Origin of the sequence: Melioribacter sulfuriphilus (assembly GCF_051488685.1) — a bacterium.
Classification (GTDB): Bacteria; Bacteroidota; Ignavibacteria; order Ignavibacteriales; family Melioribacteraceae; genus Melioribacter.
In genome coordinates this window covers 184,818-201,344 of the sequence record NZ_JBPSEH010000008.1, presented here as the reverse complement: position 1 = coordinate 201,344, position 16,527 = coordinate 184,818, and the positions used below count along the sequence as shown (strand labels likewise).

Genomic DNA, 16,527 nt, shown 5'->3' with positions numbered 1-16,527 from the left:
GACCTAAAATTATTTCAGAGAATTGAGAATTTCTTCTACTTTTTCTTTAGTCAAGTTTTCATAATAATCTTCGTTAATTGCAATCATTGGCGCATACCCACAAGCACCCATGCATTCTACTTCTTCGATTGAGAACTTTCCGTCGGGAGTAACTTCCATATTGTCAATTCCGAGCTTGCTTTTAATATGCTCCCAAATTTCGTAACCGCCTCGAAGCATACACGAGACATTTGTACAAACCTGAATATGATATTTACCGACAGGTTTGGTATGAAACATAGTATAAAAAGTAACAACTCCCAGAACCTCAACTTTATCTATTCCGAGCACATCGGCAATTTCGGCCATTACTTCGTTTGTGATATAACCGTTTTGTTCCTGGGCTATATAAATAGCCGGCATAACAGCGGCTAAAGATTCGGGATATTTTTTCCGTTCATTTTCTATTCGTTTAAGATTTTCTTCGGTAAATTTAAAACTCATATTTACTTATTCCCGACAGCTATTCAAAAATAATTATTTATCAGCTTCGCCCATTACGGGGTCGAGACTTCCAATTATAGCAATAACGTCCGATATCATTGCTCCTTTGCAAAGCTGAGCAATTGCCTGCAAGTTGCAGAATGAAGGAGAGCGAATTTTCAATTTCCAGGGATTACCTTTGCCGTTACTTACAATATAGAATCCCAATTCGCCTTTTGGATTTTCTGCCGAAAAGAAGACGTCGCCTTCAGGAGGGTTGATGCCATAATTAATAATCATGAAATCGTGAATCAGTTCTTCCATCTTTGTATAGATTTCAGTTTTATGAGGCAATACATGCTTAGGATCGTTAGCCATAATTTCACCTGAAGGCATTTTATCAAGAATTTGATAAAGAATTTTGACGCTCTCGCGTACTTCGTCGCCTCTCAAAAAATAACGAGCAAGGCAGTCGCCTTCGGTATATACAGGAATATTAAAATCGATTTCGTCATAAAACAGATATGGTTTAGCCCGGCGAACATCATAAGCCACTCCCGAAGCTCTAAGATTTGGGCCTGTAACACCCAATTCGATTGCATCTTCTTTACTCAGCACACCGATTCCTTCAAGACGGTCGATAAAAATTTTGTTGGAAAGCAAAAGCTTGTCCATTTCTTCGAGCGCCGGGTGGAACTGGTCAAGAAAATCACGCACCATTTTCAGAGTCTCTTCATCAGCATCAGCAGCCACTCCTCCAATTCTTGTATAGCTGGTCGTAAAGCGAGCTCCGGCAAGGCGATCGAATATATTTTGAATTTTTTCTCTTTCACGGAAAGTCCACATAACCATAGTAACTGCGCCCACATCCATTGCGTAGGTACCGATAGCTACCATATGAGCAGCAATACGCGATAATTCTGCAACCATCATACGAATATATTGTGCACGTTTCGGAGCTTCGATTCCCAGTAACTTTTCAACTGCCAGAACATAGGCAACGTTATTGCACATTGTGGCAGTATAGTCGAGGCGGTCGGTATGTGGAATAAATTCGATATAACTCATCTCCTCAGCCATCTTTTCGTATCCACGATGGAGATATCCAAGTTCAGGGACGCAATTAACGACTGTTTCGCCATCAATTCGCAGTACCAATCTGAGCACTCCATGCGTTGCAGGATGTTGAGGACCCATATTAATAACCATCTCGTTTTCGAGAGCGTCTTCGATGGTTATATTCGAATCTTCCATTAATTTCTTTAAAATCTTTTCGTCTGTATAAACCTTTTTGTTACTAGTCATAGTTATTCTGGTTTTTCTGGAAGTGGTAATGAGCCCGGTATTCCTAATACAGGAAATTCTTTGCGCAGAGGATGATATTCAAATCCTTCGGGCATATAAATTCTTCTTAAGTCGTTATGATTTCGAAAATTTATTCCATACATATCATAAGTTTCTCGTTCGTACCAGTTTGCGCTTCGCCATACAGAAGTTACAGAATCAATTGAAGGTGGATCCTGAGAAATCGTTGCCTTAATTCTGAGATTAAAATTATTCTTAAACGAGTAAACGTGATAAACTACTGTAAATCGATTCTTTCGGGTAGCCCAGTCGATTGCCGTGATGTCTTTACACATCACAAATTGAAGGTCGTCGTCGTTTTTTAGAAATTCCGCTATCTCAACTATCTTATTCGGATCGACAGATATTGAAACATCGCCTCTGAATTCAGTAATTTCAAAAACCGATTCTCCAAATTTTTCTTTGATTTTTGAGGTAATACTTTTTTGATCCATATTATCTATTCTGAAGTTCTAATAATGGTTTATCCTGAAAATCCCTTGCGCGGGTATTTCCAATTTTCTTTTGAATTGTCATAACTGCATTAATCAAATTTTCGGGTCTTGGTGGGCACCCAGCAGTGTAGACGTCGACGGGCAGAAACTGGTCGATACCCTGAACAACGTTATATGAACGATACATTCCGCCGGATGAAGTACAAGCACCCATAGCAATTACCCATTTTGGTTCGGGCATCTGGTCATAAATTCTTCTAACCACCTGTGCCATTTTATAAGTAACGGTACCGGCTACGATCATCAAATCACACTGGCGCGGTGTAAATCTCATAACTTCCGAACCAAAACGTGCCAGGTCGTATTTCGGATCTGCCGAGGCAATCATTTCAATGGCACAACATGAAATGCCCATAGGCATTGGCCAAACAGAACTTTTACGAGCCCATGCAATAATAGCATCTATAGTCGTTGTAATAAATCCATCTTTAGTCAACTTGGCTTCTAATCCCATTTCAATCCTCCTTTCATAAGAATGTAGAGATAACCGAGCTCAAGTACAATTAAAAATATAAACATCGGCATAAAGGCAAATAATCCGTGAGACTGAAACATGTTCCTGAATTCAACAGCCCACGGATAAACGTAAATAACTTCAATGTCAAAAATAATAAACAACATAGCTACGAGATAGTACTTAACAGAAATTCGCTCGTGGGTGCTTCCAACGGGGTCTTTTCCACTTTCATACGACATGGTTTTAACTTTATTGGGTCGATATGGGCCGAATAACCGCGAGGAAAAAACTATTGCAAGACTTACTATTATAGAAAAAGCAAGTACAAGAAAAATTGGAAGATAATCTAATAACATTGATAAATCTTATTTTTTTATTCAGTAAAATAAGTTAAAAGTGGGTATAAAGTCAAAGTATCTCAATTAAAAAGAGAAGGCTTTCTCGATATGAATTTTTGAATGATAATTAAAGAGAAAGCCTCTTTTTTTTAAGCCAATACTTTGGCAATTTTTTCAGCTGCTGTGTCGAGGTCGGCATAATCGATTGTAAGTGGCGGAAGTAATCTCAAAACGGTTGTGCCTGCAGGCAGCGTAACGACTCCTTGCGACAGTAATTCAACAATGTAGGATTGAACTTTTTCTTTCAATTCAATACCGATCATTAAACCGATTTGCCTGATTTCTCTTACTTTAGAGAGTTGATATTTTTCGAGCTTTTCTCTGAAATAATTTCCTTTTGCTGTCGATGCTTCCCATAATTTATTTTCCACCATGAAATCGATGGCAGCTATTCCGGCGGCGCAAGCCAGAGGATTGCCTCCGAAAGTCGAACCGTGTTTACCTCTTTCGATTTGAATTTTATCTGAACAGAGCACAGCACCCATCGGGAAACCGCCAGCAATCGATTTTGCAAGGGTCATCATATCGGCTTCAATTCCATAATGTTCGATAGCAAACATTTTGCCGGTTCTGCAAAAGCCGGTTTGGATTTCGTCTATTATGAGTAAAATATTTTTTTCATCGCAAAGCTTACGTACTTTTTGAAAATATTCTTTATCGCCTATATTAATTCCACCTTCTCCCTGCACAAGTTCAAGAATGACTCCGGCAGTGTCCTCGTCAATAGCTTCTGCTAATTTTTCAAAATTATTGTAAGGCACAAAAGAAAAGCCGGGCACCAGAGGTTCAAATGCTTCCCTGTATTCTTTTTTAAATGTAGCACTGAGAGCACCCATCGTCCGGCCGTGAAATCCTTTCATTGCTGCTATAAATTTTTTCTTTTTTGTGGTAAATCGGGCAAACTTGATAGCAGCTTCGATTGCTTCAGTGCCGGAATTAGTTAAAAATGCTTTCTTTAGATTTTTAGGTACGACAGAAAAAAGTTTTTCCAGAAATAGAGCTTTCTTGTCGTTGTAAAATGTATTGGCACATGTAATTAAAGTCTGCGCCTGCTCGGATATTGCTTGTGCTACTTTTTCGTTGGAATGACCAATATTAGCTACGCTGATTCCGGAAGATAAATCGATGTATTCATTTCCCCTGTCGTCCCACAATCTTGAATTTTTTCCTCTAACGAATACAACATCTCTCATTGGATAAACGTCAATTTCGTACTGCTGCTGTAATGCTTTAAAGTCTTTCATAATCCACCTTTATGAAATTATTGTTCCTTTCCCGTTAAGAGCATCTTCAAGCGGATGTTCAGTGCGACCGTCAGATAAAATTACAGTCGTAGGCGAGCCTTCGAATAATTTTCTGAGTGCAAGTATCTTTCTTTTCATTCTACCTTCCACTTTCTGTTCCATCGCTTCGAGTTCGTTACGCGAGATATTTTTTAATAGTGAATCAGGGTCATTTTTATCGAGCAAAAAGCCTGGTGCCTCGATTAGAGAAATAATTTTATCAGCATTAAATTCTTTTTGAAGCAGAGCCAGTATATCATCGTTTTCTGAATTTACAGCAAAATTATTTTCATCCAACAAAGGGACGGACAGTACAGGTGTATAACCATTGTCGAGAAGAAGATCGAGCAAGTGTTTGTTGATAGAATTAGGTTTACCAGAAAAATCTTTGAGCAAAAGAGTTTTACCATTTTGACGCACGCGTATACCGCTGTTTCTTCTGGCCTGAATAACTTTGCCATCCAGCCCGCTTAAACCGACTGCATTGATTCCGTTTTGCTGGCACAGTTCTACAATTCTTTTGTTTCTGAGGCCGGCATAAGTCATCATCATCAAGTCGATTGTTTCTTCATTGCTAAACACAGAATCATAACCGGAAACTGAGGTAACAATACGCTTTTTGTATCCGAGTTTTTCGCCAATTAAATCGCGTAACGCATTTGCACCGTGTAGTATAATAAACTTGTCGTTAATTTTTGCGAGGTCTGCAACAATTCCTTTAATATTAATATCTGCCCCGCCGCCAATTTTAATCAAAAGCATCTGAACTCCGTTATTGATTCGTTTTCAATTTTTTGCCAGTTAGATTCATTAGGAAACGGATCTGATGAAACGAGAATAATATTGTTGTCAATTTTTTTGTGCATTGTAAAATAATCGGGATCTTCGTTAAATTTTGAGTAGACATAAGCCGAATAGTTATCTGCTATAATGATATTCATTGCTCTTACATAAGCGCTTTTCTTCGAAATTATCGAAGCGCCTTTTAATAATGCGTCTTTAATTGAACCTCGATCAAATCTTTTAATGTAATTAAAAATTTTTTCGGCGCCAATTCTACCGTCTTCTTTAATTCTAACGCCCCTTAATTCACCATTGAAAATAAATACATATTTATCGTCGTAAAAAGGCATATTATTTTCCACAACAATGCCCTCATCTCTGAAGGCGCTTCTGGCATGTGCTATGATTCTATTCGTATAGCCAAATTTTGTGAGATCGTCTTCCCAGATGGGTTTAATATTTTTATATATTTTACGTTCACCATCGACCCAATATGCCATACCCCATCCGTGTCCCTGATATTCTTTGCTATTACGGGAAATAAGTGCAAATTTTTCAAGAAACTTTCCTGCATTTATTTTCTCTTTTGAATTAAGATAGAATAAGCGACACATAGTTAATCCGATTAAATTGGATGAAGCCCAGGAAATTCAAGTCCTGTTTTTTCATCGAATCCATTCATGATATTGAATGCCTGGAGAGCCTGACCTGCAGCTCCTTTCATTAAATTGTCGATTGCACTAATAACAACCAATCTATTAGACAGCTCGTCTTTCTTAAAGCCAATATCACAGTAATTCGTACCGGCTAATAGTTTTGGTTCCGGAAATCTGTAAATGCCTTCGTTTTCTTTTACAATTCTGATAAATGGTTCGTTTGAATAATATTTACGATAAATTTTCCAGATCTCTTTTTCATCAAGATTTTCTTTCAGAAATAGATGGCAGGTGGCAAGCAAACCTCTCACAAGGTCGATGGCCGTTGCCGAAAAATGAATATTTATTTTTTTTCCGAAGCTCAATTCCTGAATTATTTCGGCTGTATGACGATGCCTTGTTGGCATGTAAGAACGAACCACATTACTGCGCTCGGGATGATGAGAACCTTCATTTACTTTATTACCGCCTTCGCTTGAACCGACTTTAACTTCAATTACAGTTCTCTCCTCTTCCACCAATCCTTCTTTATAAAGAGGGTAAAGGCCGAGAATAGAAGCAGTGGCATTGCAACCTGCGCTCGAAATATAATTCGAATTCTTCATTTCTTCGCGATGAATTTCTGGAATTCCGTAAACAAACTTGCCTAATAAATCCGGACGTGAGTGATCGTGACCGTACCATTTTTTATATTCTTGACTGTCCTTAAGTCTGAAATCCGCACTCAAATCAATAATTTTTGGAGCAAGTTTCATAAACTCATCAATTTTATTTTGCGAACTATTATGTGGAAGGCAGAGAAATAAAACGTCACATTCCTCAAGCTCGCTTACAGAGCTGAATTTAAGCTGAGTTACTTTACGCAAATTTGGATGGACTTTATAGACGAATTTGCCGGTAAATGATTCAGATGTAACCTGTTTTACTTCAACATTTGGATGAAATAATAATAGTCTCAGTAATTCACCACCTGTATAACCTGAAGCACCAACAATAGAAACTTTCACTTTTTCCATTATTCCCCTCTGGCAACTTTTAAAATATACTCAACCATTTTAGCTGGAATATTAACGCCAGTCGTATCGATACTGTTTTTGTATTCCATCGTATAGTTTACTTCGTTAACGACATAACCTTCATCAGTTTCAAATATATCGATCGCTACAATACCGCCGCCTACGGCTTTAGCCGCTTTAATAGAAATATCTGCTATTTCATCCGTCACAGGACAGTTAGAAGCTTTTCCGCCACGAGCCGTATTTGTAATCCAGTGAGAAGATGTCCTGTATATTGCAGCAATACATTCGTCGCCGACTACGAAACTGCGAATATCTCTTCCCCTTTTTTCAACATATTTTTGAATATAGAAAATCGAATGATGATAAGAGCCCAGGATGGTTTTATGTTCCAGTATTGCTTCGGCAGCATCTCTATCGTTAATTTTGGAAAGCAGTCTACCCCATGAACCGACAGCAGGTTTAAGAACTACGGGATAGCCCATTTCTTCGATTGCCTCTAAAGCGGATTCTTCAGTAAATGCGATTCGTACCTCTGGTTGGGGAACGTTGTTTTCAGCTAAAGCTACTGAGGTTAATAGTTTATCGCCGCAAATTGTAGCTGTTTTATACGAATTGACACATTTAACACCAGCAGCCTCGAATAGGCGCAAACCGTGTAATGCTCTCGAGTGATTAATGCATCTTTCGACAACCACATCTAAATCAAAATTATCCTTCCCAACATTAAATTTGATCTTTCTGTCGTCAATCATAACAAGTTCGACATCTTTAACCTTATTTAATTCGTCGATTAAATATTTTTCATCTTTTCTTAATAATGAATGAAGCAAGCCAACTTTCATTTTACTTATCTCCTCTTATTGTAATTTATTTAGAAGAGCTATAAAACATCAAATATGTTTATAGGTCTGATGATGTTTTACAGCCTCAACGATATGCTTAAGTTCGGGAAGGTCAACGGTTCTGCCGCGTTGTCCGACGGCTTTAACTTCTTTGAGTATATCGTATTGCATTTCTTCGTCAATATTATTTTCGCCAATTAAGCCGAGGGCATATCTGAGAGATGCAATACCCGACATATGATCGAGTGCAAATGTGCGCTGGCGTCCCAACAAATCTGGTGAAAGGCTTTCATAATGCATCGGATTAATTGAAGCGGCGTGTGTATGAACACCGGCACAATGTGTAAATGCATTTTTCCCTGTCATAGGGAAGTTATGGGGGATGGGAACTCCGGAATGTTTACTGACCAGGTCGTACAATTCAGGCAATTTTTTCAGGTTCCATCTATTTTCTCCGAAATCGACCGTGAGAACAACCAGCAATTGTGCCAGATCAGTAATGCCAGCACGTTCACCCAGACCAAGAGTTGCAGCATCAATTATGTCTGCACCCGCTCTATATGCATCGAGTGAATTAGCCAATGCGAGTCCTCTGTCGTTATGGCAATGAACTGCAACTTTAGGATTCAAATTTCTTTTTGTGAATTCATCTTTGAGACGAGAAATATAATCGTACATGCTTCTTTTTGTACCGGGGACCATATATCCCGTGGTATCAGCCACGCTAATTATGTCTGCACCCGCTTCTACTGCGGCAACTGCAGCAGTTACAACATTCTCGAATTGGGAGCGTACAGTATCTTCAGGGGTGTAACGAATAAGCAGGTCTGGTTTCTGAGATTTTGCGTATTTAATTACATCGGTAATCTGGTTAATTGCCGTATGTAGATCCTTCTTAAATACTGTATTAAGACGTTCGTCGGAAACGCAATAAAAGACGCCAATAAATTTAACGCCACATTCGAGTGCCAGGTCTACATCTGCTTTTAAGGATCTCGAATGCGCCCCTACTATAGATTTATAATTTTTTTGAGCAATCGACTTTACGGCAGCATGTATTTCCGGCGTAACCATCGGGTGTCCTGCTTCAATAATGTCTACACCCACTTCGTCGAGCATATTTGCAATGGCCAGTTTAATGTGCTTATCGAAATAAACACCTGGTGTTTGCTCGCCTTCTCTTAAGGTGGAATCTAAAACCCAGACCAATTATTCACCCCAGTCTTCTTCTTCTTGAGGAGCTTCGTTTAATTTGGGTGGATTTAGTGAAACAACCTCGAGCTCGGTTCCACAGTCGGGGCATTCGAGCAATTCACCCTCAACGGTACCTTCGACTAATTCTATTTCTGCGCCGCAGACCGGGCATTCTGCTTTCATATTTTAACCTCGTTGTTATGGGAAAAATTAATTGTAAAAATAAAAAAAATTTTATGCCTTTACAAAAATATAAAAATTATTTTTATGCACAATTATGCATAATTATAAATTATCGATTGGTACTAAAAATTCTTCTTTATATTTCTCAAGAATTTAATTTTTCAAGATATGCAAATCTCAGGGAATCGAACTCTGTCTATTTCCTACAGGAATTCCTCTCGACTGGCAAATTAATTCTCTTAAATGGTTCACCTGACGGCCGTTTTTCCAGAACCGATAGCATAATGTAGACCCGTAGCCTGTCCGGTTTTAACTACATATCCAATCACCTGTCCTTGTTTAACATAAGTTCCTTTACAAATGTATTCTGCAAAACACTACATAAGCAAATACTGAGTGGGTAAACCGATTTGTGTTTTATCTTCATATAATTTCCATTACCCTTTGTATAACCCGCAGTTATCACTATTCCATCGCCAACACTCAAAATCAGCGTATCGATGGAAGCCGCATAATGTGTCCCCAAGTGAGCTTTACCCGTCCTGATATCGGATGCAGTCGAGCGTTGAATATCTCGATAAAATTCTGCTGTACTTAAGAGATGCTTTCAGAAATGTTTTTCTTAACTTTTACCTTTTTCGTCGTAGTTATCCGACTCGTTACATCTTCAAAATAAAATGCATTGGATTCTATCACTCGTTTGAACAATTGCGCCGTTAATATTCTACTCGTTCCAGCTAATTGGTCGTCTACATATATGTTTTCGCTGTAAACTTTGAAACTATCACCCGGTTGAATCCTGAAAAAGTCGATTTGCCAGGCATAAATATCCGAGAGTGTAATTGCCTGGTCTATATTAAGATTTTTTTTCAAGCGTGTCGCAAAGAGAATACACAATACTGCTTTTCGAAACTTTCAATTCTACACATTTTTCTTTCTCACCCCTTGTGACAGTAATTGAATCACCGAATTCAAAGATTACATAGTTAATCATATCTTCGTCATAAACAAAATATCTGGGTGTGTTAAGTGAATCTTTTGTTAAATAAATACTATATGTATTGCCACTCTTAATACTTCTTAAATTGACAACACCTCTCGCTGCTTCCTTCATTTTATAAATAAAAGAATGGCTTGCATACTTAGCCTGTAAATCGGTAATGGTTTGTCAGATTTTACTTTACCCGAAACTATCTAACTATCTGTAGCGTATCGGCAACAATCATGTATGAGTTTTTTGAATTGATGTTTTTCGGATACTTTCGAATTTTCGGCGCAGGCGAAAAATAATGTCGCTCATAAAAGAAGAGGGACAGGTTTTCTGACTTTCAACATTTTTTCCGGTACAGTATCTGATGATTGGCTATAACTGATTTTGCAGTTTTGTAATAATATCGAGAGTAGAAATTCCTTCTGCTTCTGCTGAGAAATTAGGAACTATGCGATGCCTGAGTACGGGATATAGAAAATTATTAACGTCGTCTATACCTGGGGTAAATCTGCCTTCAATGACAGCTTTAGTTTTGGCAGCCATAATAAGATATTGCGATGCTCTTGGACCTGCACCCCAATTCACCCATTTGTTTATGAATTCTGGTTTGCCGTCACCAGGGCGGGTAGTATTGACAAACTTAACTGTATATTCAATAACGTTATCAGCAACAGGAACGCGTTTAATCAAATTCTGGAATTCAATTATTTCTTCAGATGTGATGATTCTTGTTAATTGCGGCAAATAATCGCTTGTTGTTTGTTTGATGATTTCTATTTCTTCTCTGACCGAAGGGTAATCGAGCCATAGACTGAACATAAACCGATCGAGTTGAGCTTCGGGCAAAGGGTAAGTACCTTCCTGTTCTATTGGATTTTGGGTAGCCAGAACAAAAAACGGTTCTTCGAGTTTGTAAGTAGTGCCAGCAGCTGTAACCCTGTGCTCTTGCATGGCTTCGAGTAAAGCGGATTGAGTTTTAGGTGGCGTTCTATTAATTTCATCTGCAAGAACAATATTTGCAAATAAAGGTCCTTTTATAAACCGGAAGTTCCTTTTTTTTGAAGTTAAGTCTTCTTCGATGATTTCAGTCCCTGTAATGTCGCCTGGCATCAAGTCGGGTGTGAATTGAATACGGCTAAATTTTAAGTCCATCACCTCGGCGAGTGTCTTGATCAATAATGTTTTAGCAAGACCGGGCACTCCAATAAGCAAACAATGTCCCTGCGAAAGCAAAGAGACCAATAAATTATCAACTATATCAGTCTGACCTACAATTACTTTTGATATTTCTTTCCTGACGTTATTAATTTTCTCGCTTAATTTTTCTGCGAGTTCAAGATCAACCGCATTACTGTTTTTATTTTTCAATTCTTTCCCTTATTAAAGTCTTATTTCCCAGTAGATTCTTTTTTTAATTTCCTGCATCCATTCGTTATAAATTTTTTGTCTTTTGTAATATTCAGCCAATCTACTTAATTCATCGTAATCTTGCTCAAGATTTGGTTTATGTTGAGGTATTCTGCGTATTAATTTGACAATATGGTACCCATAAGAATTAGGGTCAATCTCCATTCTTTTTGGATAGGAGATATCGCCCTCTTTCATTTTGTAGATTAAATCGAGCAAGGATTTATCGAGTTGACTTGCCTCGAAAATACCGAGTTTACCACCGAATTTTGCGCTCTCTTTGTCGTCGCTATATTTCTTTGCATAATATTCGAAAGAATTTTTGCCGGCTAATATACTATCACGGAGTTCGTTAAGAAATTCGATAGCTCTCAGGTCGGCTTCTTCGTCTGCTTTAAGTTTAACGAGGATATGTCTTACGTGGATCGCTTCACCTCTTCTTTCAAGAAGTTGAATTATATGGTAGCCAACGGGTGTTTCGACAATATCCGAAATTTGATTGGGTACAAGGGAAAATGCAGCTGCTTCGAATTGAGGATAAAAGATGCCTCGTTTAACAAAACCGAGATCGCCTCCGGCTGAAGCGCTGCCCGCATCGTCTGAATATTTTTTTGCAAGATAAGCAAAGTCGGCTCCTTGTATTAAACTGTCGAGTAACGATCTGGCAAATTCATAAGCACGCTTTTTTGTTTGTTCTCCCGTTCTGGGATTCTGGAATATATGAGACAATTCAAATTTTTCAGGCACCATTCCAAGCGAATCCTTGTAGGCTTCATAAAAATCTTCCACTTCTTTACGCGATACCTGAACTTCGCCAAACTTTTTTTGCTGTAGCATTTGAGCCATTAAATTCTTTCTGGTGTCTTCCCTCAAAACTCTTTTGATTTTTTCGACAGGCATTCCGTATGCTTCTTCGAGTTTTTCCTGGGAACCGTACTGTTGGATGAAATAATTTATCTGGTAATCAAGTTGACTTTTTACCTGATCGTCTGATACTACTACCGAATCGATTTCTGCCTGCGCATATAGGAGTTTCTCTTCCACCATACGCATTAAAACATTTTTGAGCAAAGTCGAATCGACCCGAGGCAATTGCCTTTGTGCCGCTTCCAGATTTGCACGAAATTCGAGCTCTGAATGAAGTATAATATCATCATCCACTACAGCCACAATTCGATCAACTACTTGTTGCCCATAAATTCCAGATGCGAGTAATAAAAACAAAAATAATTTTTTCATTCTGATTCCCTTTTTATATCGGATTCCGAAATTAACTCTTCGATGAATTCTTTTATTTTTTCTTTTTGCTTGAAATATTTATACCGTTCGTAAACAATATTTCTCACCTCTTTGAATTCAGGAATAATACCCCTGTCAAAACGTTTCAAAAATTGTATAACAGTAAATTTACCCGGATTAACTTCAGTTACAATGCTGACTTCGTTCTCATAGAGGTTCTTTACTATTTGATTTAGAGCGACGGGATTAATCTGATAATCATAAAACAGTTTATCGGTTTCGTTTTCAATAATTGAGCCGTTGTCACGAAAGACATTCAGCGCTTTATTCCAATCGCTTTCAATCAATATTCTTCTGAATTCTTTTGCGCTTTCCTCGTTATTAAATGAGATATAATTCAATTTATATGCATCCTGCTGAAGCACGAAATCGTGTTTGTACTTATTGTAAAAATCAATTAATTCATTTTCTTCTATAACAAGCGGATTTTCCATTAAGTACTTTTTAATCAGCAATGCTGCGGCAAGTTCTTTTTTGGAATTTTCAATCAAACTGATATACTCATCTGAATTGGTAATGCCTTCTTCAATTGCTTTACGATAGAGCACTTCTTTTTCGATCCAGTTATTAATAAATTGTTCTCGATAAATTGACTTTGAAGCGCCTTTGCCAATTTCTTTTTCAATTTCATCTTCGGTCAACACAGCGTCGTCGATACGCACTACTTCTTCGCCTGTTTCTTTTTTTTGTTCGCATGCTACAAACAATAAAGCAAACAGAACAGCAAGAAAAACGCTATTTTTTAACAATTTTTTCGAGTTCATCATAATAATATTTTGGACGATACAATTTTTTCAATTTATCGATATATTCGTTTTCAAGACGTTTGCTTTCCATTTCCTGCAGGATACCCGTAATTTCGTTACGCGCTTCTTCGAGTGTTTTGAGTCTCGCAGGCTCGTGTTTAATCAATTTAATTATTACCCAGTTGCCCTTGAATTTAAAGGGCTCTGAAATTTTGCCTGCTTCGCGCAGCTCAAGAGCTTTATCCGCCAGACTTCCGTCGTTTTTCACTTCCACTAATTCAGATTTAATAGTGGAACGGGTATACTTTGAAGCTACAGAATCGAAATCGGCTCCTGCTTTCAATTCTTCGTAGATTACATTTGCAAGCGAATCCGACTTTACCTGTATCTGACTATACTGAACTCTGTCGTTCCATTTAAAATTCTCTTTGTTCTTTTCGTAATAATTTTTAACCATTGTACTGTCGATGTTAACTTTCGACCAGACTTCTTCGTCAAGTATCTTAAATAAATAGACGCCTTTCTCATATTCATCCATCAGAGAAGCAAATTGCGAATTAACTTTATCGTAATTCAATACTACGTCCCGCACAGCCAATTCGTCGGAGTACTCATCGATAGAATTATTTATTATCGTTTCGCCAACTTTACCTCTGGATATTTTCTTTTTGGTTATCATAAAATTAAATAGCGAGTCAACAGAAACGTCCCTGCCGTTGATCTTAAAAGCGGGCAAATTGCCAAAATCATTATGTATTTTGCATCTCCAATAATCATCTCCCATTTTCATCGAATCGACATTTTCCAGAATTTTATCTATTGTTGATTGAACTATCGTAAAGCCAGCTTTTTGTTTAAGGCTATCGATAAATTTGTTTTTGTCGTAATTGTATCGTGTTTTTTGATAGATGTTTTTCAATTCTTCTTTTATATCATCCATTGGGGGAGTTGGCTTTTCTTCGGTTACTTCTATAATGTGGTATCCGAATCTTGTTTTTACAATTGGTGAACGTTCACCCACTTTTAATTGAAATGCGGCGTCTTCAAATTCCCTTACCATTCTACCTCTTGCAATAAAACCGAGGTCGCCGCCTTTTTTCGAACTGAATTTATCGTCTGAAAATTCTTTTACAAGTTCTTCAAAATTGCCACCGTTATTCAACTTTTCCTCAACTTCGAGAATTTTTTTGTAAGAAGCCGCAGTATCGATTACATTATTCGAATCCATTACAGAAGCCATTATGTGGCGAACTTTGATCATATAGCGACGTGGTTGTTTTTCGATCACTTTTAAAATGTGATATGCGAAGTTCGATTTTACAGGTTGAGGATAAACAGAACCAGGAGTTGTTGCATAAATGGCGTCTTCAATTTCCGGGAATGGTATATCGCCTGCTGTAATGAAACCAATTTCTCCGCCTTTATTATTTGTAAACTTATCTTTAGAATATTCTTTAGCCAGTGCAGCAAAATCTTCGCCGTTATTAATTCGTTGAATTAATTCCTTACCTAAGGCAAACACATCTTCGCTTGTTTGTGCTGAATCTGGCACGAGCATGATATGAGCAATTTTGAACTCTTCTTTTCGTTTATCGTACAGTTTTTTAATTCCGGGTTTAATAATCTCATTTTCATAATAAAGAGTTGTGCCGATATTTACTTTGTAATCAGTCAATTCTTTTTTTAAATCTTCGTCCTGGTAGTAACCTCTTACAAAAGCATCTCTTAATTTCATTCTGTAATTAACATAAAGGTCGAGAAAGTTCTTATAGCTATCGAGGGAATCGTCGGAATTTTTTTCAAGAGCAGCATTTTTTTCGTAAGCTTTTTCGAATTCATCCAGCGTAATTTTATTACCACCAAATTCTGCAACCACAATTTTAGAATTTTGAGCAGAGCATGCAGACAGGACGATAATAAAAATAAGACTCAGAATTTTGACTGATTTTAACGACATGAGATTCCTCCCGCTATTTATTAACGCTTCTTTTTGACATTAAAATTGATTGGAAACGGTTTGGTGTTACGTTCCCAGAAAAAACCGTAATTATAACCTTGAATATCGGAATTTGTTTCTGCTAATTCCAATCGCTTTTCTGTAAGGCATGCAAAATAATTATCTGCTTCGATGCCGACATATTTTCTCCCGAGTTTTTTTGCGACAACTGATGTAGTACCCGAACCGACAAAAGGATCAAACACAATGTCGTTTACCTCGCTACTGGCTAATATAAGTTTAGCAATCAATTTTTCAGGCTTTTGTGTGGGATGCTCTGTATTCTCCGACATCGACCAGAACGGTATCGAAATATCTGTCCACAGGTTCGAAGGATGAGTCAATCTGAAATTTCCATTTTCGAATTCTATCCAGTCCTTGGGAAGGCCGTTCGAATCCCTGTAAGGGGCAATAACTTTTTTAATCAGTTTAACAGCATTTACATTGAACTTATATTTATCCGACATTGTGCAGAACCAGATATCTTCGGAATTATTTTTCCAGTTCTTTACCGAACCTCGGCCTTTTTCCCTTTCCCAAGTAATCCTGTTACGGATTATAAAATGCTTGCTGAGTACCGACGAAATGGAAATCGAAGTGTACCAGTCGCTGCAAAAATATAACGAAGCGTTCTTCTTTAAAAGTGGTTTAAGAGCTATTATAATTTTCTCAATCCAAGCAGCGTATTTATCAATACTTCTAGAAGTAAATTTAATTGAGTTAAACGACTTATTTAAATTATACGGAGGATCGAGTATCAGTAGATCTACGAAATTGTCGGGCATAAATTTTACGGCATCGAAGAAATCCTGGTTAATTGTTTTGTTGATCAAAGAATCTGCTTCGACTTTAGAATTTAATTTTAGTAACTTTTTCGAGTACCCGTTCAATTCATCATCATGAAGAATAATGGTCTTGTTTCTCGACTTCGCCTTTTGCCCTGCCTTCATAT

General features: G+C 37.7%; 21 protein-coding genes. 1 reads left to right on the top strand and 20 read right to left on the bottom strand.

Annotation, left to right across the window (positions count from 1 at the left end; genetic code table 11):
- Positions 1-9: 9 nt before the first annotated feature.
- The 12 genes from nuoE to lysW form a co-directional block, all read right to left on the bottom strand.
- The gene (gene nuoE, locus ACSSV9_RS12280; RefSeq protein ID WP_437347545.1) at positions 10-483 is read right to left on the bottom strand and encodes an NADH-quinone oxidoreductase subunit NuoE; all 474 of its coding nucleotides are present in this window, start codon (positions 481-483) and stop codon (positions 10-12) included.
- A gap of 33 nt (positions 484-516) precedes the next feature.
- Positions 517-1,767: an NADH dehydrogenase (quinone) subunit D gene (gene nuoD / locus ACSSV9_RS12275; protein ID WP_437347544.1), complete on the bottom strand. Its 1,251-nt coding sequence runs from the start codon at positions 1,765-1,767 to the stop codon at positions 517-519.
- Between the two features lie 2 nt (positions 1,768-1,769).
- A complete protein-coding gene (locus ACSSV9_RS12270; RefSeq protein ID WP_437347543.1) occupies positions 1,770-2,261 on the bottom strand; it encodes an NADH-quinone oxidoreductase subunit C in 492 nt (163 codons plus the stop codon).
- Between the two features lies 1 nt (position 2,262).
- A complete protein-coding gene (locus ACSSV9_RS12265) occupies positions 2,263-2,775 on the bottom strand; it encodes an NADH-quinone oxidoreductase subunit B (RefSeq protein ID WP_437347542.1) in 513 nt (170 codons plus the stop codon).
- Entirely contained in the window at positions 2,766-3,134 is a 369-nt protein-coding gene (locus tag ACSSV9_RS12260; RefSeq protein WP_437347541.1) for an NADH-quinone oxidoreductase subunit A, read from the bottom strand. The genes ACSSV9_RS12265 and ACSSV9_RS12260 overlap by 10 nt, the downstream gene beginning before the upstream one ends.
- Before the next feature lie 131 nt (positions 3,135-3,265).
- Positions 3,266-4,420, bottom strand: a complete 1,155-nt coding sequence (locus ACSSV9_RS12255) for an aspartate aminotransferase family protein (protein WP_437347540.1) — start codon at positions 4,418-4,420, stop codon at positions 3,266-3,268.
- A gap of 9 nt (positions 4,421-4,429) precedes the next feature.
- Positions 4,430-5,221 carry a [LysW]-aminoadipate kinase gene (locus ACSSV9_RS12250; protein WP_437347539.1) on the bottom strand — a complete coding sequence of 264 codons (792 nt, stop codon included), beginning with the start codon at positions 5,219-5,221 and terminating at the stop codon, positions 4,430-4,432.
- Positions 5,212-5,856, bottom strand: a complete 645-nt coding sequence (locus tag ACSSV9_RS12245) for a class II glutamine amidotransferase (RefSeq protein WP_437347538.1) — start codon at positions 5,854-5,856, stop codon at positions 5,212-5,214. Before ACSSV9_RS12245 ends, ACSSV9_RS12250 begins: the two co-directional genes overlap by 10 nt.
- Before the next feature lie 11 nt (positions 5,857-5,867).
- Complete coding sequence (gene argC, locus ACSSV9_RS12240; protein WP_437347537.1) at positions 5,868-6,914, bottom strand: N-acetyl-gamma-glutamyl-phosphate reductase; 1,047 nt, start codon at positions 6,912-6,914, stop codon at positions 5,868-5,870.
- Complete coding sequence (gene lysX, locus ACSSV9_RS12235) at positions 6,914-7,759, bottom strand: lysine biosynthesis protein LysX (RefSeq protein WP_437347536.1); 846 nt, start codon at positions 7,757-7,759, stop codon at positions 6,914-6,916. Before lysX ends, argC begins: the two co-directional genes overlap by 1 nt.
- A gap of 48 nt (positions 7,760-7,807) precedes the next feature.
- Positions 7,808-8,968 carry a hydroxymethylglutaryl-CoA lyase-like TIM-barrel protein gene (locus ACSSV9_RS12230; protein WP_437347535.1) on the bottom strand — a complete coding sequence of 387 codons (1,161 nt, stop codon included), beginning with the start codon at positions 8,966-8,968 and terminating at the stop codon, positions 7,808-7,810.
- The gene (lysW, locus tag ACSSV9_RS12225; RefSeq protein ID WP_437347534.1) at positions 8,969-9,136 is read right to left on the bottom strand and encodes a lysine biosynthesis protein LysW; all 168 of its coding nucleotides are present in this window, start codon (positions 9,134-9,136) and stop codon (positions 8,969-8,971) included.
- 53 nt (positions 9,137-9,189) lie between these two features.
- Here lysW and ACSSV9_RS12220 point away from each other — a divergent pair, with 53 nt between their 5' ends.
- Complete coding sequence (locus ACSSV9_RS12220) at positions 9,190-9,426, top strand: hypothetical protein (RefSeq protein ID WP_437347533.1); 237 nt, start codon at positions 9,190-9,192, stop codon at positions 9,424-9,426.
- A gap of 35 nt (positions 9,427-9,461) precedes the next feature.
- Here the strand turns inward: ACSSV9_RS12220 and ACSSV9_RS12215 are convergent, their stop codons facing one another.
- The 8 genes from ACSSV9_RS12215 to ACSSV9_RS12180 all read right to left on the bottom strand — a co-directional run bounded on the left by ACSSV9_RS12215 (position 9,462) and on the right by ACSSV9_RS12180 (position 16,525).
- Complete coding sequence (locus ACSSV9_RS12215; RefSeq protein ID WP_437347585.1) at positions 9,462-9,623, bottom strand: hypothetical protein; 162 nt, start codon at positions 9,621-9,623, stop codon at positions 9,462-9,464.
- A gap of 107 nt (positions 9,624-9,730) precedes the next feature.
- Positions 9,731-10,009 carry a hypothetical protein gene (locus tag ACSSV9_RS12210; RefSeq protein ID WP_437347532.1) on the bottom strand — a complete coding sequence of 93 codons (279 nt, stop codon included), beginning with the start codon at positions 10,007-10,009 and terminating at the stop codon, positions 9,731-9,733.
- Complete coding sequence (locus ACSSV9_RS12205) at positions 9,993-10,250, bottom strand: hypothetical protein (protein WP_437347531.1); 258 nt, start codon at positions 10,248-10,250, stop codon at positions 9,993-9,995. Before ACSSV9_RS12205 ends, ACSSV9_RS12210 begins: the two co-directional genes overlap by 17 nt.
- Positions 10,251-10,499: 249 nt before the next feature.
- Entirely contained in the window at positions 10,500-11,495 is a 996-nt protein-coding gene (locus tag ACSSV9_RS12200; protein WP_437347530.1) for an AAA family ATPase, read from the bottom strand.
- A 12-nt stretch (positions 11,496-11,507) separates the two neighbouring features.
- Positions 11,508-12,773, bottom strand: a complete 1,266-nt coding sequence (locus ACSSV9_RS12195) for a peptidylprolyl isomerase (RefSeq protein WP_437347529.1) — start codon at positions 12,771-12,773, stop codon at positions 11,508-11,510.
- Positions 12,770-13,600, bottom strand: coding sequence for a hypothetical protein (locus ACSSV9_RS12190; protein ID WP_437347528.1), 831 nt, complete (start codon positions 13,598-13,600; stop codon positions 12,770-12,772). Before ACSSV9_RS12190 ends, ACSSV9_RS12195 begins: the two co-directional genes overlap by 4 nt.
- On the bottom strand, positions 13,569-15,536 hold the full coding sequence (locus ACSSV9_RS12185) for a peptidylprolyl isomerase (RefSeq protein ID WP_437347527.1): 1,968 nt from the start codon (positions 15,534-15,536) through the stop codon (positions 13,569-13,571). Before ACSSV9_RS12185 ends, ACSSV9_RS12190 begins: the two co-directional genes overlap by 32 nt.
- A gap of 20 nt (positions 15,537-15,556) precedes the next feature.
- On the bottom strand, positions 15,557-16,525 hold the full coding sequence (locus ACSSV9_RS12180; protein WP_437347526.1) for a DNA-methyltransferase: 969 nt from the start codon (positions 16,523-16,525) through the stop codon (positions 15,557-15,559).
- Positions 16,526-16,527 lie beyond the last annotated feature (2 nt).

Coding starts and splice junctions, on each gene's coding strand:
- nuoE (WP_437347545.1), bottom strand. CDS start 483: ATGAGTTTTAAATTTACCGAAGAAAATCTTAAACGAATAGAAAATGAA.
- nuoD (WP_437347544.1), bottom strand. CDS start 1,767: ATGACTAGTAACAAAAAGGTTTATACAGACGAAAAGATTTTAAAGAAA.
- ACSSV9_RS12270 (WP_437347543.1), bottom strand. CDS start 2,261: ATGGATCAAAAAAGTATTACCTCAAAAATCAAAGAAAAATTTGGAGAA.
- ACSSV9_RS12265 (WP_437347542.1), bottom strand. CDS start 2,775: ATGGGATTAGAAGCCAAGTTGACTAAAGATGGATTTATTACAACGACT.
- ACSSV9_RS12260 (WP_437347541.1), bottom strand. CDS start 3,134: ATGTTATTAGATTATCTTCCAATTTTTCTTGTACTTGCTTTTTCTATA.
- ACSSV9_RS12255 (WP_437347540.1), bottom strand. CDS start 4,420: ATGAAAGACTTTAAAGCATTACAGCAGCAGTACGAAATTGACGTTTAT.
- ACSSV9_RS12250 (WP_437347539.1), bottom strand. CDS start 5,221: ATGCTTTTGATTAAAATTGGCGGCGGGGCAGATATTAATATTAAAGGA.
- ACSSV9_RS12245 (WP_437347538.1), bottom strand. CDS start 5,856: ATGTGTCGCTTATTCTATCTTAATTCAAAAGAGAAAATAAATGCAGGA.
- argC (WP_437347537.1), bottom strand. CDS start 6,914: ATGGAAAAAGTGAAAGTTTCTATTGTTGGTGCTTCAGGTTATACAGGT.
- lysX (WP_437347536.1), bottom strand. CDS start 7,759: ATGAAAGTTGGCTTGCTTCATTCATTATTAAGAAAAGATGAAAAATAT.
- lysW (WP_437347534.1), bottom strand. CDS start 9,136: ATGAAAGCAGAATGCCCGGTCTGCGGCGCAGAAATAGAATTAGTCGAA.
- ACSSV9_RS12220 (WP_437347533.1), top strand. CDS start 9,190: ATGCCTTTACAAAAATATAAAAATTATTTTTATGCACAATTATGCATA.
- ACSSV9_RS12205 (WP_437347531.1), bottom strand. CDS start 10,250: ATGAAGGAAGCAGCGAGAGGTGTTGTCAATTTAAGAAGTATTAAGAGT.
- ACSSV9_RS12195 (WP_437347529.1), bottom strand. CDS start 12,773: ATGAAAAAATTATTTTTGTTTTTATTACTCGCATCTGGAATTTATGGG.
- ACSSV9_RS12190 (WP_437347528.1), bottom strand. CDS start 13,600: ATGATGAACTCGAAAAAATTGTTAAAAAATAGCGTTTTTCTTGCTGTT.
- ACSSV9_RS12185 (WP_437347527.1), bottom strand. CDS start 15,536: ATGTCGTTAAAATCAGTCAAAATTCTGAGTCTTATTTTTATTATCGTC.
- ACSSV9_RS12180 (WP_437347526.1), bottom strand. CDS start 16,525: ATGAAGGCAGGGCAAAAGGCGAAGTCGAGAAACAAGACCATTATTCTT.